Genomic DNA, 22,923 nt, shown 5'->3' with positions numbered 1-22,923 from the left:
GCTCTTCTCGGCAGGTGTGTTCCTGTTTTGATTGTCACCACAAGCCGGTCGGCTTGGCAACTGCGCAGCAGTGACTCGATCCGAGTCCCCATCCAATTAAGCAATTCCTATGCCATCGTTAGGCTTGGTAGGTGATCTTCCCCCCGCAGATGGTGGTCACCGGATGCACCGTGTGCAGCGCTTCAGGCGCGGTCGCCTCGATATCGGGCGACAGGACGACAATATCGGCGAGATATCCGGTCTTGAGGCGGCCCTTGCGATGTTCATTGAACTCCGCATAAGCGCCCTCCACCGTGTAACCCTCTATTGCTTCCTGCAACGAGAAGCTCTGGTCCGGCATGCCTTCTGCCCAAGGCTTGCGCATCACTGCCGCCTGGATGGACAAGATCGGATCGACCGGCGAGACCGGCCAGTCGGAAGCGAACACCACGCGCGCGCCGGCATTTTTCAGCGTGCGCCAGGCATAGCTCAACGGCCACTTGTCGCGGCCGATGCGCGAGATCGTCGGCTCGAGCGGGAAGTTCAGCGCACCGGGCGGATGCGCCGGCTGCATCGACGCCAACACGCCGAGCTCGGCGAAGCGCGGCACGTCGGAAGCCGTGATCACCTCGATATGCTCGACGCGATGCCGGCTGTCGCGCCGACCGTTCTTCTTCAGCGCCGCCTGGTAGCCGTCGAGCACTGCCCGTACGGCGCCATCGCCGATCGAATGCACGGCGATCTGCAGCCCGCGCCTGTCGGCCTCGACCGCCACCTCGGCGAAATGCTCCGGCGAAAACAGCGGCTCGCCGCGCCATCCGGGCCGATCGGCATAGTCGTCGACCATCACCGCCGTCCAGGAATCCAGCACGCCGTCATAGAAGAGCTTGACCATGCCGGACGACAGCCACTCGGAATTGTAGCTCGCGGCCATCCGCGAGGCTTTCTCCAGCATGTCCAGCTTCATGAAATTCTTGAAGTGGAACGGGATCTTGGTGCGGCAAAGGAGCCGCCCCTCTTTTTCCAGCCCGGCCAGCAGATCGAGCTGGTAGAGATTGCCGTCCATGTTCTGGATCGAAGTGATGCCATGCTTGGCGCACCATTCAAGGCCGCGATGCATCAGATCGCGATCGGCCGCCAGTTCCTTCTCCGAAGGATACGGATCCGGCTCGGCACCCTCGAGGCCAAGCCGCGCCCGGCTCGCCCCGTAATGGTCGAGGACCGGTCCGAATGCCTCGCTTTCGCGCAGCTCGCCGGCGGCAAGCCCATCGGCGCCCATGACGATCTCATTGCCCTGCCTGATCTGCCTGCCATGAAGCAGGCCGGCCTCTTCCAGCGCCTTGGTGTTCGCCCACATCGTGTGGTGGTCCGAAGCCGACATGGCGAACGGACGGTCGGGAATGATGCGGTCGAGATCGTGGCGCGTCACCGGCTCCGGCAGGATGGCATAGTCGACGCCGGCCCCGATCAGAAGCCTGGCGTCCGGGCGCTTCGCCGCGAAATCCTGGATCGCGTCGCGCAGCGCCTCGAAGCCGTGCACGCCCGCCAGATGCAGATTGTCGAGCTCGGCCGCGCCGCCGAACAGATGCATATGCGCTTCGATGAAGCCCGGCAGGACCGAGCCGCCTTGGGCGTCGACAATTTTTGTCGCCGGTCCCTTGAGGTCTTCTATGGAAGCGCGGCTACCGATTGCGATGATGGCGCCGTCCTTGACGGCAATGGCCTCGGCAGCGGGATTGTCATCGTCCATGGTCAGCACGCGGCCGTTGACGACCACAAGATCCGCACCACCATCCGCAACCGACATCGCGACTCCACATTTTGCTGAGTGATCGACAGCGCACGTCCAACGGGCTGCCGCTCCACCGGGGCGGCGCCATGGGACAAAATCGATGCCGATGCGCCGTCTTCGAAATTCCCCTTGTTATCATTGAAGACAGCGTGGATAAAGAATGCGACTGTTTATTCGCGTTTGTCAACAGCCGGAATTTGGAATGTATAGTGGACTGCACCGCGCGCCGATGGTGGGGTCGAGCGGGGAACGGGGGCGACGAGCAGTGAAGCGCAGTCTCGACCGCAAGACCAGGATAGCGCTCGAACCGCGCAAGCAGCCGCGGCAGCAACGGTCAAGCAAGGTGGTCGACAGGATTCTCGATGCGGCCCTGATCCTGACGCGAGAGCAAGGAACCAGAACGCCGACGACGCTCGCCATCGCGCAGCGCGCGGCCCTGTCGGTCGGTTCGGTTTATCAGTACTTTCCCAACAAGGAAGCCATTCTTCTGGACCTGGCCCGGCGCTGGCTGTCGTCTTTTCCCGAGGTGATCCGGAAACGCATCAACGTCCCCCGGCCGACCAACCGTGATGAGTTTCGGCGCGAGGTGCGCAAGCTCTTCGCCGACACATCGAGGCTCTATCTCGAAAACGCCACGCTGATGCCGGTGATCGAGGCCATCTCCGGCAACGCCGACCTGAGGCCGATCCAGGACGAATATGACAAAGAGATCGTCGCCCTTTACGCCGCGTGGCTGCGGCATGTGAATCCGGCGCTTGAAGACAAGATCGCAAGTCGGCTCGGCGTGCTGATGATGGAAGTCGGCCATGTCTGTCGGCTTGTCGGGCTGAAGAGGGAACGCAGGACCTACGACCTTATCGAGGACGACGTGGAAACCATGTGGCTCGCCCTGGTCAGCCCCCATCTCAATCTCGAGTGATTTCGTACTTCCAACCGATTTCGCACTTCCAGGGGAGTTTCCATGAAAACTGTCTATTCGCCACTTCATGCCGGCCATTCAGGCCAGATGGAACTGGTCACGTCGGCGATCGTGCCGGGTTTCGAGAAGCCGTCGCGGGCGGAATTCATCAAGGCGCGGGTTGAGAGCGAGAAGCTCGGGCCGATCATCGGACCGGCCGAGCACGACCTCGCCGCCGCAAAGCGTGTCCATGAGGCTCACTACATCGACTTCCTGCCGACGGTGTGGCCGCAATGGGTCGCCGCCGGCTTCACGGGATCGGCGATGGGGTTCACCTGGCCGACACGCGGCCTGCGCGGCGATGTGCCGCCGAAGCGCATCGATGCCTTGCTCGGCTACTATTCCTTCGATGCCGGCGCCACCTTCGTCGAAGGCACCTGGGCGGCGATCAAGTCGTCCTATGATGTGGCGCTGACCGCCGCCGCTTTGGTCAAGGACGGCGAGCGCAGCGCCTTCGCGCTTTGCCGCCCGCCCGGCCATCATGCCGGCGCCGCCTTCATGGGCGGCTATTGCTTCATCAACAACGCCGCCGTCGTCGCGCAGTGGTTCCGCGACAACGGCGCCAGCCGTGTCTCCATTCTCGATGTCGACTACCATCACGGCAACGGCACGCAGGAGATCTTCTATCGTCGCGGCGACGTCCAGGTCCTTAACCTGCATGGCGATCCGATCGTCGAGTATCCCTTCTTCCTCGGTCACGCCGACGAGCGCGGCGAAGGCGACGGCGAAGGTTTCAACATCAATTACCCGATGCCTTTCGGCACCGATTGGGACGGCTGGAGCGCGTCGCTGGAGGACGCCTGCGCTAGGCTCGCGGCCTACGCCCCCGATGTCGTCATCGTCTCGCTCGGCGTCGACACTTTCGAGAAGGACCCTATCAGCCAGTTCAAGCTGAAGAGCGTCGACTATCCCAAGATCGGCCGCCGCATCGCCGGGCTCGGCCTGCCGACGCTGTTCGTCATGGAAGGCGGCTACGCCGTGGAAGAGATCGGCATCAACGCCGTCGGCGTGCTGACGGGTTTCGAGGGTCGCTGAACCAATCCCGTTCACGGAACATACGCCCTCGGATGCCACCGCGGGCGTATTTTTTGTGACCCCGTCGGGAAATCATCCGCCCAATTCGGCATTGAAAGCACCACCAAGCAACGCGAACGTCGGCTGCTGAGTCGCAATGCGAGTCCATCAGATTCGATTTTGTCAAATCGCGTTTGATGTCGGATTCATCTGCGGGTAGATTAGACCCGAATCAGCCGGTCCATGGGGGGCGCGGCGACCACCCAAAGTCTCAAGTTCCGGCGCCAGGCCGGTACCAGACGCGGACGGTTTCGCGTTCCCTAGAGGGATTCGGCGCGGTTGGGCGCCGTTCGCGCCCGTGGGTGTGTCTTCGTAAACGTGACGCGTTTCGGGTCCGGCCGCTGGCTTCGCCAGCACCGGGCACAAGGATCGATTCCGGCAAGAATCCAAGAATTAAAATGAGCAGTCCCGCCGCGCTTCTCCAACCCGACGCTTCAGGCTCGCGCCTGACGTCGCGCGGCGATCTCACCAGTTTCTTCATGCAGCTCGCCGCCGATATCGGCGCCGACAGCTACATGCTAGTCGCCATCGTGCATGACCAGGACCGTAACGATGCGCGCATCGTCTCCTCCAACTGGATCTTCGACGCCATAGAGCTGATCGGCAAAAGGCTGATCGCCAATTTGGCGCTGGGTCCCTTGACCGTGGCGCCGGGCGTACGCCCGAAGCCGTTGGTGGCGGCGCACGCGCCCGACGCCGGCGCGTTGCTGACCGGCGAGGAAGCCCGCCTGCTCGACGTGCTCGGCCACGCCGAAATCTATTCGCTGCGGCTCAATGTCGGCCGGCAGCGCCTGTTCGTGCTGTTCTCGGCCGCCGAGGCAGGCAGGATCGATCTGGCCGCGCTGATGAAGGCACAGCTCAAATGCTGCTATGCGCTTTCCAGCATCCCGCAGCTGATCGCGGCGGCATCCATGCAGGACCCGCTGTCGGACCGCGAACGCGAATGCCTGTTCTGGGTCTCGGAAGGCAAGACCACCGATGAAGTGGCCGTCATCCTCGGGGTCTCGTCGAACACCGTCAACAGCTACATCACGCACGCCATCCAGAAGTTCGCGGCCTCGAACCGCGCGATGGCGATCGCGACCGCGATCAGGAGCGGCATCATTTGAAGCACGCACAGGTCAAAGAGGCGGCCGCCGCCCTTTTCAACGATCAGCGCAATCCGTTCGGCGCCTTCTCGCTCGGCTCGGAAACCCATCAAGCGGTCACCATTCCGGATGCCGTGCGTCGCTGCCGCTGGATCGCCGTCGATATCAACGCCTCGGCGTTCGGCCTCTATTTCGTTAGCCCCTCGCCCGAGCGCGCGCGTCTCGTGGCGTGTTTCGATTCCGACTATCCCGGCACCGCTGTCGCGACCAAGTTCATCTCCGGCGCCAATGGCGAGGACATGGTGCGCCACAGCCGCCTCTCGACGGCGCCGCGCTGGTGGGCCGACGACGGCAGCGCCGGATCGCGGCAGGTCTTCCACTCGCTCGCCTGGGCCGAGCCGACCACGCCGCTGGCGCCCGGCACCAACGGCATCGCCTTTCCGGTGCATGCCGATCGCGGCCAATGCGGGCTGGTCGTCTTCCTGGGCTCGGAGATCGCGCTGTCCGACGAAACGCTGTGCGAAATCCACGCCCGCTCCTTCGCGCTTTTCGCGGCGGTCGCCCGCATCCGCCCCGGCGACACCGGCAGGGCACGTTCGATTTCCAAGCGCGAGCTCGAATGCCTGAAGCTGACCGCCAACGGCAACACCAGCGAGGAGATCGCCAAGCTCCTCAAGCTCTCGGTGCATACCGCCAACCAGTATCTCACCCAGTCGACGCAGAAGCTCAACGCGGTCAACCGCAACCAGGCTGTCGCCAAGGCATTGCGGCTCGGCTTGATTGAGTGACGTCACGCCTGCGACGCTGAACGTGCTGCGGCTAAAGCATGTCTCCCGAAAGTGGGAACCGGTTTCGGGGCAAAGGCATGCGCAAAATCAAAAGCCTAAAGCGCAGGGAGCGAATCTAAAAGATCGCGATGCGCTTTAGTCGGCTCGCCTGCTATCAAATCTCAGGGGAATGCCAGCGGCTCGGTCCTGCGGATGCGAGCCTCTTCGATCGCGTCCTCGAGCAAGGCCGTGTTGTGCTCGGGCGTTTCGCCGGGCTTCTCGAACGACACGTAGTTGACCGTCACGGATGCCTCGCACTCGGTCAGCGTAAGCTGGAAATAGACCGTCACGCCGCGCGGCCGAAGCTCGAGGTCGAGCACGATGCGCGGGCTGCCGCTCCAGTCGACATGCGCCTCGCCGCCATGGCCGAGCCGCAGCGTGCCCGGCCGGAAGTAGAGCTCGGCCGCCGAATCCACCAGGTCCGACAGGCAGGCGAAATGCTCGAGCCGGATGAAGGCGATATAGTCGGCAACGTCGATGAGCCTCAATTCGCCCACCACAGGCTCGATGGCGCTGGCGACGATCAGCTCGCGGGAATTGGCGTGTGGTTGCCGGTCCATGGGTTAGCGGCGTCCGTTCATTGGGTTGCTTTTCGCGCTGCCTTCTTCGAGTAGACGATCCGCACCAACTCGGCGACCGCCTGGTAGAATTGCGACGGGATCACGCTATCAACCGAAACTTGCTTGTACATGGAGCGCGCGAGCGCCACGTCCTCGAAGATCGGGATGTTGTTCTCCCTGGCGATCTCGCGGATCTTGAGCGCCACTAGGTCCTGTCCCTTGGCCAGCACGATCGGCGCGGAATCCTCCTCGCGCACATATTTCAGCGCGATCGAATAGTGCGTCGGATTGGCGATCACCAGCGTCGCGCGCGGCACGGCCGTCATCATGCGTTTGCGCGCCCGGTCGCGCGCCAGCGAGCGCAGCCGCGACTTGACGATCGGATCGCCTTCCGACTGCTTCAGCTCGTCCTTGACTTCCTGCTTGGTCATGCGCAGGTCGCGCCGCCAGTGGAAACGCGACCAGACGATGTCGACCACCGCGATCAGCCCCATGACGAAGACGATCGCCACCAATATGTCGACGAAGATGCCGCGTATGACCAGGCCGAACGAGGCCGGATTGGTGATCATGCCGGCGAGCAGCTTGCGATGATCTTCCGAGAGCGTGAAGGTCAACACCGCGATAGCGAAGCCGAGCTTGGCCAGCGACTTCAGGAATTCGACCCAGCCCTGCACGCCGAACATACGGCTCCAGCCCTTGGCGACCGAGATGCGCGACAGCTGCGGCCTGATCCGTTCGCCGACGATTTGCGGCATGTTCTGGAACACCGAGGCGCCGATGCCGGCAACCGTCAGCAACACCAGCAGGCTGACGACGGCGCCGCCGATCTCGACCAAGACCTGCTTGTAGAGCGAGATGACGTCGGTCTCGGTGTCCATCGGCCAGGCTTCCGGCTTTTCCAGGAACGTCGACAGGAACATGCCGAGATCGACGATCGCGTCCTTGGCATAGAAGACGGCGAAAACCAGTATGGCGAGGAAAGACGCAAAGATCGCGGTCTCACGCGAATGGGGCAGCTTGCCCTGTTCGATCGTGTCGCGGATCTTCTTTTCTGTGGCTTCCTCTGTTTTGGAATCCTTGTCGACCGCTTCAGCCATGGCGTCGTGACCGGGCTATGATCGTCAGGCGGCTTCGGCGGTGGCGGTCTGCGTCGAGGGCAGTTCGAAAGCCCCTTCGCGCGACAGCCGGATGGCGGCGACCGATATGCTCTTGCGCGCCGCCATGATGTCGGCAAGGCCAATGCCTTCCGAACCTTGTCCGAGTTCGGATTCGATCATGCGGCGAGAGCGCGCGCCGATCGCCGACAACGCGGATTCGGCGAGTTCCGGCGACGCGCCGCGCAGTGCCAGCGTGACGAGCTCCGTCGACAATCCGTCGAACAGCAGAACCCGGGCTTTCTGCGGCAGCAGCGGCAGGTCGTCGAAGGCGAACAGCCGCGACTTGACGCCGGCGAGATCTGGCGTGCCGGCGTCCTCCAGGTCCTGCATGAGGTCGTCCAGCTCCGGCTTCGCCATTTCGTTGAGCATGCTGGCGACGCGCTCCTGGCCGGCAGTGGTGTCCCGGCTGGCTTTCTGCGACAGCACGCTCACGCGCAGTTGGTTCTCGACGATCCGCGATGCCGCGTCCGGGATGTTGGCCATTGTCACCATGCGTTTTATGATCTGGCTGCGCATCGGCTTTTCCATCGTGAGCAGCACGTTGGCGGCTGTCTGCGGCGCAAGCTTCGACAGCACCATGGCCGATGTCTGCGGATGCTCGCCGGCAAGGAAGGAGCCGAGACGCGACGGCTCGAGCTTCTCGAGGTCCGGCCAGATCGGCGCAGGTCCTTCCGGGACCGGCTCGAACTTCTTGTCGCCCATGATGGCGCTCATCTCCTCGGGCGACAGCGATTCGTTGAGGATAGTATCCATCCGGTCGGCTGAATCGAGCAGGCCGGCGCCCTCGGTGAACTCGGCTTCGAACTCGGCGACGATGCGTTCCAGATCAGCCTGCGGAATGGTGCGTAACAGACGCGCGCCCTCGATCAGCGCCTTCAGCTCGTCCTGTTTGAAGAATTTGAGTAGGCGGCTGGCCGCCGGCTTGCCCATGGCCACCAATATGGCCGCCGCCTTTTGCGGACGTGTGAGCGCCAATGCCGTCGTCATGCGTGTTGTCCTCGCTGCCGATTGGTCCGCCCGCCGGCCATTCTCAGGCGCTCTTCGTCGCGGCGATGATTTCGGTGAGCCGGATGCCGAAACGCGTCGGATCGCTTTCCAGCACCGTGATCTCGCCGCGCGCTATTCTGCGGCCGTTGACCACGACGTCGACCGGCTCGCCGATGCGGCGGTTGAGCGCGACGGTGGAACCCTTTTGCAGCGCCATCAACTCCGAAACGGGCATTTCCGTGCTGCCGAGGATGATCTGCACATCGACCGGAATGGTCATGATGATCGAAGAATTGGCACCCGAATACAGCGCGCCATCCGGGCGCTTTTCCTCCTCCCGCAGCACGCCGCGCAGTTCCTCGATGGCGCGGTCGAGCTGTTCGTCGGGCTGATCGGGTTCGGCTTCCACCTTGGTTTTTGCCATCTGTCGTCTCCATGAATCCCGTGCCTGGCGTCAGCCCGGCAACAGTCCGTCGATGAAATCCTGCCCGGCATCATGCGGATGGCTGATGCGGACGGTGTAGTTCTGCCCCAGCTTGCCGAACTCGCAGACAAACAGGGTCTTGTCGCGGGCGCTTAGCTTGGCGTTGATCTGCGCGTTCTCCTCGAATTCGATCACCTGGCCGGGCTCGAACGCGGCGAGGTCGCCGAGCGTCAGCCGGGCGAGCGGCATCGTCGCTTCGAGCCGGACGGTCGAGCGCATCACTTCTTCGGAGAAGCGGGCCCGCCAGTCGAATTCCGTGGTCTCGCCGTCCTCGCCCGTCGCGATGTCGCCGCTGCGCGAAGAAAGCAGCAGGCGCTGCGGGATCATCACGGTGAGCGTGCCGCTGTCGGACGGTATCGACAGGCCAAAGACGATGCGCACGGCGGCGCCGTCGCGCAGCACGCGCCGCCTCGCATCGTTGCCCGACATTGCTTTCGGCACCGGCAGCCGCAGGTCGAGCGAACGTTTGCCGGAACCGTTGAGCGCCGCCGCGACCTCCTGGAACACGCTGGTCGCGACATCGGCCTCGATCTGCGACAGGTCGCGCTCGATCGGCGCCACCGGTTGCTCGGGATCGCCGCCGAACAGCGCGCTCACCATGACGGCGACCGCTTGCGCATCCATCACCAGCGTCATGGCGTCGGCTGAGGTCGGCGAGGAAACAACGGTCAGCGCGAAGGCATCGCCGGCGCGCGAACGCGCCTCGGGAACGCGGCCGACCTCCACCACTTGCAGATCGACGGTCACCGGCGCGCCCAGCTCGCCTATAAGCGCCTTCTGCAGCACCGGCAGCGCCCGCTCGGCCATGCCGCGGCCGGCGCCGATCACCTGCGCCGCCTCGCCGCTGTCGCCGACGAGCCGCTCGATGATGAGCTCCCGGGTTTGCGAAGGACTGCCCGGACTTGTCATGACGGCAGGCGGCCCTGTCTGCGCTGCTGCATGCTCAGGCCGCCTTCTTCTCGGCGCTGCCGGCGTTCATGGTGCTCTGCTCGACGGCATCGATCGTCGGACGCTCGTAGGAGGATATGGTTTTGCGGCCGAATTCGATCGCCACCTGCGGCAGGGCGCCGTTCATATACGCAAGCAGCGTCTGCTTGACGATGATGTAGAGGCGGTTCTTCTTTTCGCGCACCGTCTTGATCTTGGTGGCCACCGGACCGACCACGGCATAGGACAGGAAGATGCCGAGGAAGGTTCCGACGAGAGCCGCGCCGATCAGGCCGCCGAGGATCTCCGGCGACTGGTCCAGCGCGCCCATCGCCTTCACCACGCCGAGCACCGCCGCGACGATGCCCAGCGCCGGCAGGCCGTCGCCGACCGCGACCATCGCGTGATAGGCCTTCAGCTTGTCGGTACGGATCGTCTGGATCTCCTCGTCCATCAGCGCCTCGATCTCATGCGAGCGGGCGTTGCCGATGATGATGATGCGGCAGTAGTCGCAGATGAAATGGGTTAGGTCGTGGTTCTTCAGCACGGTCGGGAAGGCCTGGAAGATGGCCGACTCCTCCGGATTGTCGATATGCGCCTCGACCTCGCTGCGCGACTTCGAGCGCAGTTCGCGCATCAGGCTGTGCAGGACGCCCAGCGTCTCGAGGTAGTCGCGCTCCTTCGGCACCGCCTGCTTGAAGGCTTCGAGAATGCCCTTGCCGGTATCCTTGACCGTCTTCATCGGATTGGCGACGAGGAAGGTGCCGAGCGCCGCGCCGCAGATGACCACCGCTTCCCACGGCTGCAGCAGCACATGCAGATGCCCACCCATGGCCATGAAGCCGCCGAGAACGCAGCCGAGCGTCACCACAAGTCCGATCAGAATGCCCACGGCAGGTCCTTCCGCATGTCACATCGCGGATCAGGGATAGTCCCCGTGCCTTGTGTGAGGCTTGAATCGAAGGCATCGAACGCGATTCAGCTTCGCGCAAGGAAGTGACGCTATTGTGCGGGGATAGCTTCGGCCGGAGGCATGCCCTTTGCTTAGCACCTACATCAGCTACCAGTTGATCGCCAAAGACATCCCTAAATCTATCGCCCGCATCGAGCAGCAGCCGACGGTCGATCGCGACACCCAATACTATCTGGCCAACATCACCAAGGTGAAATCGATCGACGATTTCGTCAAAAACGACCGCCTGTTCAAATACGCCATGAAGGCTTACGGGCTGGAGAACATGGACTATGCCAAGGCCTTTATGGTCAAGGCGCTGAAGGAAGGCGTCTCCAATCCCGACAGCTTCGCCAACAAGCTGACCGACAAGCGCTACGCGCAGTTTGTCGCCGCATTCAACTTCGCCGCCAACGGCGCCGATGCGACCGTCTATAACAAGGCGCAGCAGTTGGTGCCGAAGAATTATGCGCTGCAAGTCCAGATCGGCGCCTCGCAGACCGGGCTCGCTTACTATCAGAGCGAGACCGCCTACTACGCCACCAATATCTCCAAGGTGAAGTCGATCGACGATCTGATGGGCGACAGCCGCCTGCTGACATATGCGATGGCCGCATTCGGTCTGGACGCCGAAACCGAACCGGCAGCAACCGTCAGGGCGATGCTGGAAGGCGGCGTAAGCGATCCCAACAGCCCCGCCAACAAACTGACCGACAAGAGCTACGCCAATTTCGTCGCGGCTTTCGACTTCACCCAATACGGCGACCAGACGACCACCCGCGATAAGGTCCAGCAGGGAGTTCCGGCAGGCTACGTGGCTGGAACCGGATTGAAACTGGTCGAGCCGAGCGCGCAATACATCAAGAGCGAGGCGGACTATTACGCGGCAAACATCTCCAAGGTGAAGTCGATCGACGACCTCATGGCCGACAAGCGCCTGCTCACTTTCGCCATGGCCTCGTACGGACTGGATGCCACGACAGAAAAACCGCAGCAGATCCGCGCTATGCTCGAAGGCGGCGTCAGCGATCCCGGCAGCCCCGCAAACCAGCTGACCGACAAACGCTACGCCAACTTCGTCACGGCTTTCGACTTTGCCCAATATGGCGATCAGACGACGTCGCGCGATGTGGTGCTGAAAGACACCCCGAAAATCTACACGACGGAGTCGCCGCTTGGCCTGATCCCGCCCAACGCGGACTACATCGCGTCGGAGACCGCATACTACCTTGCCAACGTCACGAACGTGAAATCCATCGACGATCTGATGGCCAACAGCCGATTGTACAATTATGCACTCTCGGCCTATGGGCTCGATCCGGCCACGCAGAGCAAGGACCTCATCCGCAGCGTCCTTGCCGGCGGCGTTCGCGACCCCGACAGCGTCGCCAACAAGATGACCAACAAGGCCTATGCCGGCCTCGCCACCGCCTTCAACTTCGAGCAATACGGCGAAAACGCGACCACCATCAACCCGGCGCAGCAGCCGACCGTCGACATGTACATGCGCCAGACGCTGGAGGAGGATGCCGGCAAGACCAATGAAGGCGTGCGGCTGGCGCTCTATTTCCAGCGCAAGGCACCCGACATCACCAGCTGGTACGACGTGCTCGCCGACACCGCTTTAGCCAGCGTGGTCCGCACCGCGCTCGGCCTGCCCGATTCCTTCGCCACCGCCGATATCGACAAGCAGGCGCAGCTCTTCGAGCAGAAGCTCGACATCAAGGACTTCACCGACCCGGACAAGCTCACCAAATTCCTGACCCGCTTCACCAGCATGTACGAGATCAACCATCCAACCTCGACGGCGGTGACGTCCGTCAGCGTGCTCTTCGCGCAGCCGACCAGTGTCGGCATCTCCACCGATTTGATGATGGCCATGCAGCAGTTGAAGTTCTGAGAAGATCATGCAGGATAGCCTTTACGTCGCCCTTTCCTCGCAGATCGCGCTCGAGCGCCGTCTCGACACCATCGCCGACAACGTCGCCAACGCCTCGACCATCGGCTTTCGCGCCACCGGCGTGAAGTTCGAGGATGTGGTTTCGGGCACCGGGCCGAAGTCGGTTTCCTTCGCCTCCTCCGGCAAGACCTATCTTTCCGGCGCGCATGGCGCGCTGACCGAAACCGGCAACCCGTTCGACTTCGCCGTCCAGGGCGACGCCTGGTTCGCCATTGACACGCCCGCCGGCACGGTGATGACGCGCGACGGCCGCTTCTCGATGAACGAGAACGGCGAATTGATGTCGATCGAAGGCTACCCCGTCCTGGACGGCGGCGGCGCCCCGATCCAGCTCGATCCGCGCAACGGCCCCCCCAAGGCGGGCGCCGACGGCTCGCTCAGGCAGAACGATCAACTGGTCGGCGCGATCGGCCTCTACAATTTCGACCCCGGCGAGAATTTCGTCCGCTACGGCAATTCGGGTGTCGTTCCGGCGCGCACGCCCGAACCCGTCACCGACCGCTCGGACGTCGGTATCGCTCAAGGCTTTCTGGAAGAGTCGAACGTCAACCCGGTGCTGGAAATGACCCGGCTGATCCAGGTGCAGCGCGCTTTCGAGAACACGGCGGCGCTGATGCGGCAGACCGATTCCTCTACCGATGACGCGATCAAGACGCTCGGCTCGAAGTGACGGCATGACGACCGGCTCGTCCCTGTTGCGCGCTTCCGACAGCCTGGCGGATACCGCCGACAGGCTGGCCGCGCTCGAACGCGTCTGGCGGCGGTTCGATGATCCGCAGGCACTGCTTTCACGCGGCGGCCGCGTCGTCGAGATATCGCCGACGCATTACAAGGTCCGCGGGCTGTCCGGGGTTGCCAGGCTCGGCGACATCGTCGAGCAGCGCGGCAAGACCGGCGCACGCCGCGGCGAGATCGTCAAGATCGGCAGCGACGAGGTGGTGGTCGCGCCTTTCGAACGCAGCGCCGACGCCGGCATCGGCGATGCCGTCTTTCGCCGCGGCCCGCTCGCGGTCGCGCCGCATGTTTCCTGGCGCGGGCGCGCCATCGATGCCTTGACTCGCGTTATTGACGGCGGACCGCCGCTGATCAGGCCGAATGCCGCCGATGTCGCACATGGCGCGACGCCCGGCGCCCTGGCGCGTCAGCGCGTCGGCACCGGCTTCCTCACCGGCGTCAGGGTCATAGACATCTTCACGCCGCTCTGCTTCGGCCAGCGGCTCGGCATCTTCGCCGGCTCCGGCGTCGGCAAGTCGACGCTGCTTGCGATGCTGGCCGGCGCCGAGGCCTTCGATACGGTGGTCGTGGCGCTGATCGGCGAGCGCGGCCGCGAGGTGCGCGAATTCCTCGAGGATACGATCGGCGCCCAGAGCATGGCCAAGACCGTCGCCGTCGTCGCCACCAGCGATGAAAGCGCCATGATGCGCCGGCGCGCGCCCGACACCGCCATGTGCGTAGCCGAGCATTTCCGCGACCAGGGCCATCGCGTGCTGCTGGTGCTGGATTCCATCACCCGCTTCGCCCATGCGCTGCGTGAGGTAGCGACGGGAACCGGCGAGCCGCCGGTCGCGCGCGGCTATCCGGCCTCGGTCTTCACCGACCTGCCGAAGCTGCTCGAACGAGCCGGGCCGGGGGCCGAAGGCAAGGGTTCGATCACCGCCATCATCTCCGTGCTGGTCGACGGCGACGACCATAACGATCCGGTCGCCGATTCGGTGCGCGGCATCCTCGATGGCCACGTCGTGCTCGACCGCGCGCTTGCCGAGCAGGGCCGTTATCCGCCGGTCAATCCGCTGTCGTCGATCTCACGCCTCGCCGACAAGGCCTGGAGCGCGGAGCAGCGCATGCTGGTGACAAGGCTGAAATCGATGATCGCGCGCTTCGAGGACACGCGCGACATCCGTCTGCTGGGCGCCTACCAGAGCGGCGCCGATACCGAGCTCGACATCGCGGTGCGCCAGGTGCCGCTGATTTACGAGGCGCTCACGCAATCGCCGAGGGACCGCGCATCGGCCGATCCGTTCGCCGACCTCGCCCGCCACCTCAAGGGGAAGCTGAATGGCGATCAAGGAGACTGAGCTCCAATACACCGAGCGCATGTTGCGCGACATGCTTGCCGAGGCCGAGGCGGCGGAGAAAGCCGCTGCCGATGAAGCAAGGATTGCCAGGAACAAAGCCGCGCGCGCCAGGACGGAGAAGGCGACGGCTCTTCTAAGCAGAGCCAACAGGCCGCATCCGCCGAGGGCAACCGCCGACATTGCACAGGCCAGCCGCGATTCGTTGCTCGACGGGCTTTTTCCCCGCACCGAGTGGCCGGAGCCGCCGAAAGCCCAGTTCCCGCGCCTCGCCGACAAGAGCTCGGACCGCCGCAGCGATTTCGTCATCGCCGCGCTCGGCATCACGCTCGGCCTGATCTGCGCCTTGTTTCCCTGGTACATCTTCTTCAACCAGGAGCAGTTCGGCGTTCAGGCCATCAAGTTCGGCGGCAGCGGCAGCAATTCCGGACGCGAGGGCGGCGGCGTTGTGGCCGAACGCAGCGGGCCGCTGACGGTCAAGGATATTCCAAATGCCGATATAGACCTGCTTGCCACCGGAACGGTGCAGGACGACCCCGCGCCGGCGCCCGGCGACCAGCCCTTCCCGGCCGCCGCTTCGGAATTCAAGATGGTGCATGTCGCCAACGGCCGCGCCATGATCGAGGACGATACCGGTCTGTGGATCGTGCAGCGCGGCTCCGTCCTGCCGGATTCCAGCCGCGTCGCCTCGATCGAGCAGCGCGGCGGCAAATGGGTGATCGTCACCAGCGCCGACAAGGTGATCCAGCTCTCGAAGTAGCCGCTAGAGCATGATGCCGAAAAGTGTGAAGCGGTTTTCGGACGACATCGTGCTCTATTTCTTGATCCAGAAGCGGATTCAGATTTCAGGTCCATAGACCTGAAATCATCCGGCTCCAGGGCGCAAGCCCACCCCGCGCAAGGTCCACGCAAGACTGGCCGCCTAGTCTTGCGCGTACTTGCCCGGGAGATTCCCATGGAACCCGTAAATCTTTTCGATCTCGCCACGCGGCAGTCGCAATGGCTGGCCGTGCGCCAATCGGCGATTGCCTCCAATATCGCCAATGCCAACACGCCCGGCTACACCGCCAATGACGTCGAGCCCTTCGAAAAGGTCCTCGACCGGACCGCGGTGACGCTTGCCGCCACGCAGACTGGCCACCTTGGCGCCGAAAGGGCCAATGCCGGCTTCAACGTCAAGCCCGAGAACCCTGACGGCGCGATCATGCCGTCGAAGAACACCGTGGTTCTCGAACAGGAGTTGATGAAAGCCGGCGAGGTCCGCCGCTCCTTCGAGCTCAACACTGCGATCGTCAAGGCCTTCCACTCGATGATGACCATGGTGGTGAAGAGCTGATCATGGACGCCCTCACTGCAGCCCTCAAAGTCGCGGCTTCCGGCCTTGGCGCCCAGTCCGAGCGGCTGCGCGTGGTCTCGGAAAACCTTGCCAACGCCCAGTCGACCGGCAGCACGCCCGGCGCCGATCCCTATCGCCGCAAGACCATCACCTTCCAGTCCGAGGTCGATCGCGCAACCGGCGGCTCGCTGGTGGAAGTCAACGCGATCTCCCGCGATCCTTCGGACTTCCCGATCGAATTCCAGCCCGGCAACGAAGCCGCCGACGCCAAAGGGTACGTCAAGATGCCCAACGTCAACACGTTGGTCGAAATGGCCGACATGAGCGAGGCGAACCGCTCCTATGAAGCCAACCTGCAGGTCATCAAGCAGGCTCGCGATCTGATTTCCATGACCATCGACCTGATGAGGAACCAGTAATGATCGGCGGTATCGGGGCAATACAATTCAAGACGGCGGTTGACGGGGCGGGGCAGGCGTCACCGAACCTGCTGCAGGGCGGCGTCGGCACGCAGGCCGGCGAAAGCGTCGGCAGCAGCTTCGCCGAGGTGCTCAGCCAAGCGGCGACGAAGACCGTCAACACGCTGCAGGGCGCCGAGCAGATGTCGATACAGGCCCTGAAGGGCGACGCCGATACGCGCCAGGTTGTCGATGCGGTGCTGAGCGCCCAGCAGGCGCTGCAGACCACCATCGCGATCCGCGACAAGGTCGTCTCGGCCTATCTCGAAATCAGCCGCATGAGTATCTAGCGTCATGAAAGCCCTTGCCATCGCCGCCACCGGCATGAATGCCCAGCAGACCAATTTGGAAGTCATCGCCAATAACATCGCCAACATCAACACCACCGGCTACAAGCGGGCGCGGGCCGAATTCTCCGACCTGCTCTACCAGGTCGACCGCACCCAAGGGGTGCCCAACCGCTCCAACACCTCGCTGGTGCCGGAAGGCGTCTCGATCGGTCTTGGCGTCAAGACGACGGCGGTGCGCAACGTCCACACGCAAGGCGAGCTGACCAGCACCGGCAACAGCTTCGACCTGGCGTTGACCGGCAGGGGCTGGTTCCAGATCGAGGGCGCCGATGGCGCCACGCTCTACAGCCGCGCCGGCGCCTTCAACACCAATGCCACCGGACAGCTCGTGACGGTGGACGGCGCCAATGTCGTTCCGGCCATCACCGTGCCGACCGACGCGGTCGAGGTGATCGTCAACAAGACCGGCCAGGTCTTTGCTCGCATCGACGGCCAGACCGACCTCCAGCTGCTCGGCCAGCTTCAAATCGCCAACTTCGCCAACGAGGCGGGCCTCGCGCCGCTCGGCGACAACCTCTTCCAGGAAACGGCCGCCTCAGGCCCGGCCAATGTGGGCGTCCCCGGCGATCCCGGCTTCGCCACGATCCAGCAGGGTTACCTCGAATCCTCCAACGTCGATCCGGTCAAGGAAATCACCGAGCTGATTTCGGCGCAGCGCGCCTACGAGATGAATTCCAAGGTCATCCAGGCCGCCGACGACATGGCCTCGGTGGTCTCCAAGAACATCAGGTAACGGATGATGGCCTGGCCGATCTCCTCCGCACTCCGTCGCGCCGTGCTGGCCACCGCCCTGGCGGCCGCCGGCACGCCGGCCTTGGCGCAGGAAACGACCGGCCAGTCGGCGACCCAGATCGCCGCCGGCCAGGCCGTCGGCGAGGCCGTGCTGATCCCCAACCGGGTCATCTATCCCGGCGAGACCATCGAGCCCGCCTCGCTCAAGCAGGTGACGCTCATCCCCGGCAAGCACAAGCCGGACGGCATGGCGACGCGCTCCGAGGAACTTCAGGGCAAGGTCGCCAAGCGCACGCTGCTGCCCGGCCGCTACATCCCGGTTGGGGCTATCCGCGACGCCTGGCTGGTCGAGCAGGGCGCTTCCGTGCAGGTCTATTTCACCGCCGGCGCGCTCACCATTTCGGCCGCCGGCGTCACGCTGCAGCCAGGTGCTGCCGGTGACCAGATCAAGATCCGCAACACCGACAGCGGCAAGATCATCTCCGGCACGGTGATGGCCGACGGCACCATCAAGGTCGGCGCTTCGTGATGCGCGCCTCTGTTCTTCTGCTGAGCGCTGCCATCGGCCTGCAGCCGGCATTGGCGGATGGGCTGACGCCCAAGGCAAAGCGGGAACTCGCGCAGAAAAACGGCGGTGTCTACGACGATCCGGAATACGATCCAGCCACCACCCAGCGCATGTTCCGGGTCTCGACCGGGCCAAGCACGCTGCCGCCCGGCCAGGTCGCGGCGCGCATCAAGGACATCGCCCAGCTGCAGAGCGCGCGCGACAACCAGCTCGTCGGCTATGGCCTGGTCATCGGCCTCGCCGGAACCGGCGACAGCCTGCGCAACTCACCGTTCACCGAACAGTCGATCCGCGCCATGCTGGAGAATCTCGGCATCGCCACCGAAGGCGGCAGCGCGCGCGCCAAGAACGTGGCCGCCGTCATCGTCACCGCCAACATGCCGCCCTTCGTCCAGTCGGGCAGCCGCATCGACATCGACGTCTCCTCGATGGGCGACGCCACCTCGCTCGCCGGCGGCACGCTGGTGATGACGCCGCTGAAGGCGGCCGACGGCGAGATCTATGCCGTCGGGCAGGGCTCCGTGATCGTCGGCGGTTTCACCGCCCAGGGCCAGGCCGAGCAGTTGACGCAAGGCGTGCCGACCGCCGGCCGCGTGCCGAACGGCGCCATCGTCGAGCGCTCGGTACCGGCCGAGTTCGATGACCAGGGCGTGTTGACGCTGCAATTGCGCAATCCCGATTTCTCGACCGCCATCCGCATCGCCGACGCCATCAACGACTACACCTCGCAGCGCTTCGGGATGCGGGTCGCCGCCGAACGCGACGCCCGCACGGTGCAGATCAGGCGGCCGAAGAATGTCTCCGCCGCGCGTTTCTATGCCGAGATCGAAAATCTCGTCGTCGAATCCGACGCCCCTGCCCGGGTCGTCATCGACGAGCGCACGGGTACGATCGTCATCGGCAGCAATGTCAGGATCTCGCGCGTGGCGATCAGCCACGGCACCCTCACCGTGCGCATCACCGAAGCGCCGAAGGTGGTTCAGCCGGAACCCTTCTCCAGGGGGCAGACCGCCGTCGAGCCCTTCACCGCCATCGAGGCGAGCCGGCCCGACGCGCGCGTTGCCGTGCTCGACGGTCCCGACCTCGAAACGCTGGTCTCCGGCCTCAATCGCCTCGGCGTGAAGCCCGACGGCATCATCGCCATCCTGCAAGGCATCAAATCGGCCGGCGCCTTGCAGGCCGACCTGGTTCTCCAATAGGCACGCCGATGTTCGCGCTTTCCTCCCCAACACCCCGCCGTCACCTGAGCTTCCGCGCCATCGCGGCAATGGTTGCTCTGCTTGGCGGGACCGCTGCCCACGCGGAAGAAGTGCGGCAGGTGTTGCCGGGCGGTCAGGCGCCGGTTCAGCCGGCCCAGCTCACACACGAGAGCGCGCCGCTTCAGCCCGCTGCGCTCGCAGGCGGCAAGGCGCCGGACGAAAGCGAGATCCAGCGCTTTTGCTCCAACATCGCGGATGCTGCGCGCGACCGCCGCTACGCTCTCCAGGCCGAGGAATTGAAGCAGCTGCAGGCCGGCATCGACGAGCGCATGAAAGCGCTGGAAGCAAAGCGGGCCGAATACGAGGAATGGCTGAAGCGCCGCGAGGTGTTCCTGGCGCGTGCCGAGGACGGCGTCGTCAAGATCTATGCCGGCATGAAGCCCGATGCCGCCGCCGAGCGTCTGGCGATGGTCAACGCCGAGCTCGCGGCGGCCATCCTGATGAAGCTCGATTCGCGCAAGGCCGGCGTCATCTTGAACGAAATGGACCAGAAGGCGGCGGCGACGCTCACCGGCATCATGGCCAGCGCGGCGCGAAGGGTTGATCCGTCATGAAGTTGAAATTGCTGGCCCTGATCGCCCTCGCCACCCTGGCCGGCTGCGGTACCGATCTCAGGGAGGTCGGCAGGGAGCCAGCTTTGTCGCCGGTCGGTTCCGGCATCGGTGAAGGCGGTCCGGGCCCTTACAGCTATCCCGAGCCGCCTGCCTCGCGGCCGAAGAAATTCTCGCTGTGGGACGATCGCCAGAGCCGGCTCTTTACCGATCCGCGCGCGCTGAGCGCCGGCGACATCCTTACCGTCAACATCAAGCTCAACGACAAGGCCAATTTCAAGAACCAGAACGACCGCAGCCGCACCGCCGCGCGCAAGCTTGGCTACGACGTCAATCTCGGATGGGAAAAGGCAAGCACCAGCGGCAAGGGCGACGCCGGCCTGAGCTCCAGCACCGAGACCAATGCCGACGGCGAGATCAAACGCTCGGAAAACCTTGAGCTCAATGTCGCCGCCGTCGTCACCGAGGTGCTGCCCAACGGCAATCTGATGATCAGGGGCTCGCAGGAGGTCCGCGTCAATTACGAGCTTCGGGTGCTGACCATCGCCGGCATGGTTCGTCCGTCCGACATCGGCGCGGAAAACACCATCCCCTACGAGCGCATCGCCGAGGCGCGCATTTCCTATGGCGGCCGTGGCCGTGTGAGCGAGGTCCAGCAGCCGGCCTATGGCCAGCAGATCCTCGACCAGGTTCTTCCCTTCTAGGGCCGAGAGAGCGCTGCCGTGGCAAATGTCGAGCAAGTCCAGCCGAAAAAGGGACCTTCCCTGGCGATCCAGCTCGCCATGCTGTTGGCCATGACCGGCGCGGCGGTCGGCATGGGTTGGCTTGCCGGCGGCTATCTCAAGCAGGGCGAAACGCCGGCAGCGGTGCCCGCGGCGCCGGAAAACGCCGGCGCCGCGGAAAAACCCGCCGAAGGCGGCAAGGCGGGCGCCGGACCGGCGCTGGTTCAGCTGGCGCCGATCACCACCAATCTCGCCTCGCCGTCGGAAGTCTGGATCCGGCTGGAGGCATCGCTGCTCTACGATGCTCCGCAGTCGCAGGAAGTGACCGAGCAGATCCACCAGGACCTGCTCGCCTATGTGCGCACGCTCAAGCTGCATCAGATCGAAGGCGCCAGCGGCTACCAGCATCTCAAGGCCGATCTCGAGGAGCGCGCGGCGCTGCGCAGCGGCGGCCACGCCAAACAGGTTCTCGTTAGGACGATGCTGCTCGAATGAGAAAGTTCCTCATAGCCACGGCGCTCATCGTCGTCACCACGTCCGTCGCCGCGGCCCAGCAGCTCGATCTCGGCGGCATCGGCAAGGCCGACGGCACGACCGTCGGCTATCTGATCCAGATGTTCGGCCTGCTCACCGTGCTTTCGGTGGCGCCGGGCCTTTTGATCATGGTGACGAGCTTCACCCGCTTCGTCATCGCCTTCTCGATCCTGCGCGCCGGCATCGGCCTGCAATCGACGCCGGCCAACCTGATCCTGATCTCGCTGTCGCTGTTCATGACCTTCTATGTCATGGCGCCGACCTTCGACCAGGCCTGGAACACTGGCGTCAAGCCGCTGATGGACAACCAGATCACGCAGGGCGAGGCATTCGAGAAGATTTCCGGTCCGTTCCGCGACTTCATGCTGCACAATGTGCGCGACAAGGATTTCGACCTCTTCGCCGACCTTGCCCGGGAGCGCGGCCAGACCGTTTCGCGCGAGACCGTCGACCTGCGCATCCTGGTGCCGGCCTTCATGATCTCGGAGATCCGCCGCGGCTTCGAGATCGGCTTCCTCATCGTCCTGCCCTTCCTCGTCATCGACCTGATCGTCGCCACCGTCACCATGGCCATGGGCATGATGATGCTGCCGCCGACGGTGGTATCGCTGCCGTTCAAGATCCTGTTCTTCGTGCTGATAGACGGCTGGAACCTTCTGGTCGGCAGCCTGGTGCGATCCTTCACCTGATCGCCCCGCCGGGCCACGCAAGTGTGCCGCGCCAAGCCTCGACGGCTTGAGCAAACTGCGCGCAAATCTTCCAACATTATTTTCGATTAACCGTCCGATTTAGGTCTTTGGTAGCAACTTGCCGCCATAGTCGCCTGCAGATGGCGGGTGACCCAATCGAGCGGTCATTGGCATGATGCCGCACCGTCATACCGGACATACCGGTATGTCAAAAAAATCCGTGTAAAAATAAGGTACGAGTACCATGGCCAGTATCATGACCAATGCCTCGGCGCTGACCGCGCTGCAGAGCTTGAACGCCACCCAGAAGAACCTCGACACCACCCAGGCCCGCATCTCGACGGGTTATCGCGTCTCGCAGGCTTCCGACAACGCCGCTTACTGGTCGATCGCCACCACGATGCGCTCCGACAACCAGGCCATGTCCACCGTCTCGGACGCGCTCGGCCTCGGCGCCTCGAAGGTCGACACCGCCTACACCGGCATGGACAGCGCGATCACGACCATCAACCAGATCCAGCAGAAGCTGACCGCTTCCTTCGGCCAGACGGATGCTTCGAAGGAAAAGACCCAGGTCGAAATCGCCGCTCTTCAGAATCAGTTGAAGGCCTATGCCGACGGCGCCACCTTCTCGGGCACCAACATGCTGTCGGTCAACAGCGGCGCCACCGCCACGACCGCAGCCGACGTCAAGATCGTTTCGGCTTTCAACCGCAGCTCCACTGGCGCGGTTTCGATCTCCACGATCGACGTCAACGTGGAAAGCATCAAGCTGTATGAAGCCGGCACCGCGGCAACCGTGTCGAAGGGTATCCTCGACGCCAACCGTCTCGGCACCGATGGCAGCGTCGTGACCGCGGCCTCGGCCCCGACGCTCCGCGCTGCTGCGGCGGCCACCGCCACC

The 22,923-nt window shown here is 64.1% G+C and carries 26 protein-coding genes; 19 read left to right on the top strand and 7 right to left on the bottom strand.

Translation table 11 applies throughout. The features are described 5' to 3' along the window. Nucleotides 1–118 precede the first annotated feature (118 nt). A complete protein-coding gene (locus tag FJ425_RS15475) occupies nt 119–1,786 on the bottom strand; it encodes an amidohydrolase (RefSeq protein WP_140724660.1) in 1,668 nt (555 codons plus the stop codon). 145 nt (nt 1,787–1,931) lie between these two features. Between FJ425_RS15475 and FJ425_RS15470 the strand changes: the two genes are divergently transcribed. The 4 genes from FJ425_RS15470 (at nt 1,932) to FJ425_RS15455 (ending at nt 5,679) form a co-directional block, all read left to right on the top strand. Beyond that, on the top strand, nt 1,932–2,690 hold the full coding sequence (locus FJ425_RS15470) for a TetR/AcrR family transcriptional regulator (protein WP_246677947.1): 759 nt from the start codon (nt 1,932–1,934) through the stop codon (nt 2,688–2,690). 42 nt (nt 2,691–2,732) lie between these two features. Beyond that, nucleotides 2,733–3,764, top strand: a complete 1,032-nt coding sequence (locus FJ425_RS15465) for a histone deacetylase family protein (protein ID WP_140632252.1) — start codon at nt 2,733–2,735, stop codon at nt 3,762–3,764. Nucleotides 3,765–4,201: 437 nt separating this feature from the next. Further along, complete coding sequence (locus FJ425_RS15460) at nt 4,202–4,912, top strand: helix-turn-helix transcriptional regulator (RefSeq protein ID WP_095766396.1); 711 nt, start codon at nt 4,202–4,204, stop codon at nt 4,910–4,912. Beyond that, a complete protein-coding gene (locus FJ425_RS15455) occupies nt 4,909–5,679 on the top strand; it encodes a helix-turn-helix transcriptional regulator (protein WP_140541759.1) in 771 nt (256 codons plus the stop codon). Before FJ425_RS15460 ends, FJ425_RS15455 begins: the two co-directional genes overlap by 4 nt. A gap of 161 nt (nt 5,680–5,840) precedes the next feature. On the opposite strand, the gene FJ425_RS15450 is transcribed toward FJ425_RS15455, so the two are convergent. Genes FJ425_RS15450 through motA form a run of 6 tightly spaced genes read right to left on the bottom strand, consistent with a single transcriptional unit; the run spans nt 5,841 to nt 10,728 of the window. Continuing rightward, nucleotides 5,841–6,278, bottom strand: coding sequence for a hypothetical protein (locus FJ425_RS15450; RefSeq protein WP_140632254.1), 438 nt, complete (start codon nt 6,276–6,278; stop codon nt 5,841–5,843). Between the two features lie 17 nt (nt 6,279–6,295). Then, nucleotides 6,296–7,378 (bottom strand): flagellar biosynthesis protein FlhB, encoded by a 1,083-nt coding sequence (gene flhB, locus FJ425_RS15445; RefSeq protein WP_140724657.1) that lies wholly within the window; start codon nt 7,376–7,378, stop codon nt 6,296–6,298. A 24-nt stretch (nt 7,379–7,402) separates the two neighbouring features. Then, nucleotides 7,403–8,425 (bottom strand): flagellar motor switch protein FliG, encoded by a 1,023-nt coding sequence (locus FJ425_RS15440; protein WP_140541756.1) that lies wholly within the window; start codon nt 8,423–8,425, stop codon nt 7,403–7,405. 43 nt (nt 8,426–8,468) lie between these two features. Then, on the bottom strand, nt 8,469–8,849 hold the full coding sequence (fliN, locus tag FJ425_RS15435) for a flagellar motor switch protein FliN (protein WP_140541755.1): 381 nt from the start codon (nt 8,847–8,849) through the stop codon (nt 8,469–8,471). A gap of 30 nt (nt 8,850–8,879) precedes the next feature. After that, nucleotides 8,880–9,818 (bottom strand): FliM/FliN family flagellar motor switch protein, encoded by a 939-nt coding sequence (locus FJ425_RS15430; RefSeq protein WP_140632260.1) that lies wholly within the window; start codon nt 9,816–9,818, stop codon nt 8,880–8,882. Between the two features lie 34 nt (nt 9,819–9,852). After that, nucleotides 9,853–10,728 (bottom strand): flagellar motor stator protein MotA, encoded by an 876-nt coding sequence (motA, locus tag FJ425_RS15425; protein WP_140632262.1) that lies wholly within the window; start codon nt 10,726–10,728, stop codon nt 9,853–9,855. A 148-nt stretch (nt 10,729–10,876) separates the two neighbouring features. Here motA and FJ425_RS15420 point away from each other — a divergent pair, with 148 nt between their 5' ends. The 15 genes from FJ425_RS15420 to FJ425_RS15350 all read left to right on the top strand — a co-directional run. Continuing rightward, complete coding sequence (locus FJ425_RS15420; RefSeq protein WP_140632265.1) at nt 10,877–12,688, top strand: DUF1217 domain-containing protein; 1,812 nt, start codon at nt 10,877–10,879, stop codon at nt 12,686–12,688. 7 nt (nt 12,689–12,695) lie between these two features. After that, complete coding sequence (flgF, locus tag FJ425_RS15415) at nt 12,696–13,418, top strand: flagellar basal-body rod protein FlgF (RefSeq protein WP_112096306.1); 723 nt, start codon at nt 12,696–12,698, stop codon at nt 13,416–13,418. A 4-nt stretch (nt 13,419–13,422) separates the two neighbouring features. Further along, on the top strand, nt 13,423–14,823 hold the full coding sequence (fliI, locus tag FJ425_RS15410) for a flagellar protein export ATPase FliI (protein ID WP_140632267.1): 1,401 nt from the start codon (nt 13,423–13,425) through the stop codon (nt 14,821–14,823). Then, nucleotides 14,804–15,580 carry a hypothetical protein gene (locus FJ425_RS15405; protein ID WP_140632270.1) on the top strand — a complete coding sequence of 259 codons (777 nt, stop codon included), beginning with the start codon at nt 14,804–14,806 and terminating at the stop codon, nt 15,578–15,580. Before fliI ends, FJ425_RS15405 begins: the two co-directional genes overlap by 20 nt. Before the next feature lie 195 nt (nt 15,581–15,775). Further along, entirely contained in the window at nt 15,776–16,156 is a 381-nt protein-coding gene (gene flgB, locus FJ425_RS15400) for a flagellar basal body rod protein FlgB (RefSeq protein ID WP_140632272.1), read from the top strand. A 2-nt stretch (nt 16,157–16,158) separates the two neighbouring features. Continuing rightward, nucleotides 16,159–16,575 (top strand): flagellar basal body rod protein FlgC, encoded by a 417-nt coding sequence (flgC, locus tag FJ425_RS15395; protein ID WP_095766383.1) that lies wholly within the window; start codon nt 16,159–16,161, stop codon nt 16,573–16,575. Next, the gene (locus FJ425_RS15390; RefSeq protein ID WP_140632275.1) at nt 16,575–16,904 is read left to right on the top strand and encodes a flagellar hook-basal body complex protein FliE; all 330 of its coding nucleotides are present in this window, start codon (nt 16,575–16,577) and stop codon (nt 16,902–16,904) included. Before flgC ends, FJ425_RS15390 begins: the two co-directional genes overlap by 1 nt. A 4-nt stretch (nt 16,905–16,908) precedes the next feature. Next, nucleotides 16,909–17,697 (top strand): flagellar basal-body rod protein FlgG, encoded by a 789-nt coding sequence (gene flgG, locus FJ425_RS15385; protein WP_140632277.1) that lies wholly within the window; start codon nt 16,909–16,911, stop codon nt 17,695–17,697. A gap of 3 nt (nt 17,698–17,700) precedes the next feature. Further along, a complete protein-coding gene (flgA, locus tag FJ425_RS15380; protein ID WP_140632280.1) occupies nt 17,701–18,225 on the top strand; it encodes a flagellar basal body P-ring formation chaperone FlgA in 525 nt (174 codons plus the stop codon). A 149-nt stretch (nt 18,226–18,374) separates the two neighbouring features. Beyond that, nucleotides 18,375–19,463, top strand: a complete 1,089-nt coding sequence (locus FJ425_RS15375; protein ID WP_245442033.1) for a flagellar basal body P-ring protein FlgI — start codon at nt 18,375–18,377, stop codon at nt 19,461–19,463. 68 nt (nt 19,464–19,531) lie between these two features. Next, entirely contained in the window at nt 19,532–20,077 is a 546-nt protein-coding gene (locus FJ425_RS15370; RefSeq protein WP_246673399.1) for a MotE family protein, read from the top strand. Beyond that, nucleotides 20,074–20,778, top strand: coding sequence for a flagellar basal body L-ring protein FlgH (gene flgH / locus FJ425_RS15365; protein WP_140632288.1), 705 nt, complete (start codon nt 20,074–20,076; stop codon nt 20,776–20,778). Before FJ425_RS15370 ends, flgH begins: the two co-directional genes overlap by 4 nt. Nucleotides 20,779–20,796: 18 nt before the next feature. Beyond that, nucleotides 20,797–21,291 carry a flagellar basal body-associated FliL family protein gene (locus FJ425_RS15360; RefSeq protein WP_140724654.1) on the top strand — a complete coding sequence of 165 codons (495 nt, stop codon included), beginning with the start codon at nt 20,797–20,799 and terminating at the stop codon, nt 21,289–21,291. Beyond that, nucleotides 21,288–22,019 (top strand): flagellar type III secretion system pore protein FliP, encoded by a 732-nt coding sequence (gene fliP / locus FJ425_RS15355; protein WP_095766375.1) that lies wholly within the window; start codon nt 21,288–21,290, stop codon nt 22,017–22,019. Before FJ425_RS15360 ends, fliP begins: the two co-directional genes overlap by 4 nt. Nucleotides 22,020–22,263: 244 nt before the next feature. Then, on the top strand, nt 22,264–22,923 hold a 660-nt coding region (locus FJ425_RS15350), incomplete at its 3' end, for a flagellin (protein WP_140724651.1).

This window comes from Mesorhizobium sp. B2-7-2, assembly GCF_006440775.1.
Taxonomy (GTDB): domain Bacteria; phylum Pseudomonadota; class Alphaproteobacteria; order Rhizobiales; family Rhizobiaceae; genus Mesorhizobium.
Note: the sequence above shows the minus strand (reverse complement) of the source record. Positions and strands in the feature narration are given on the sequence as shown.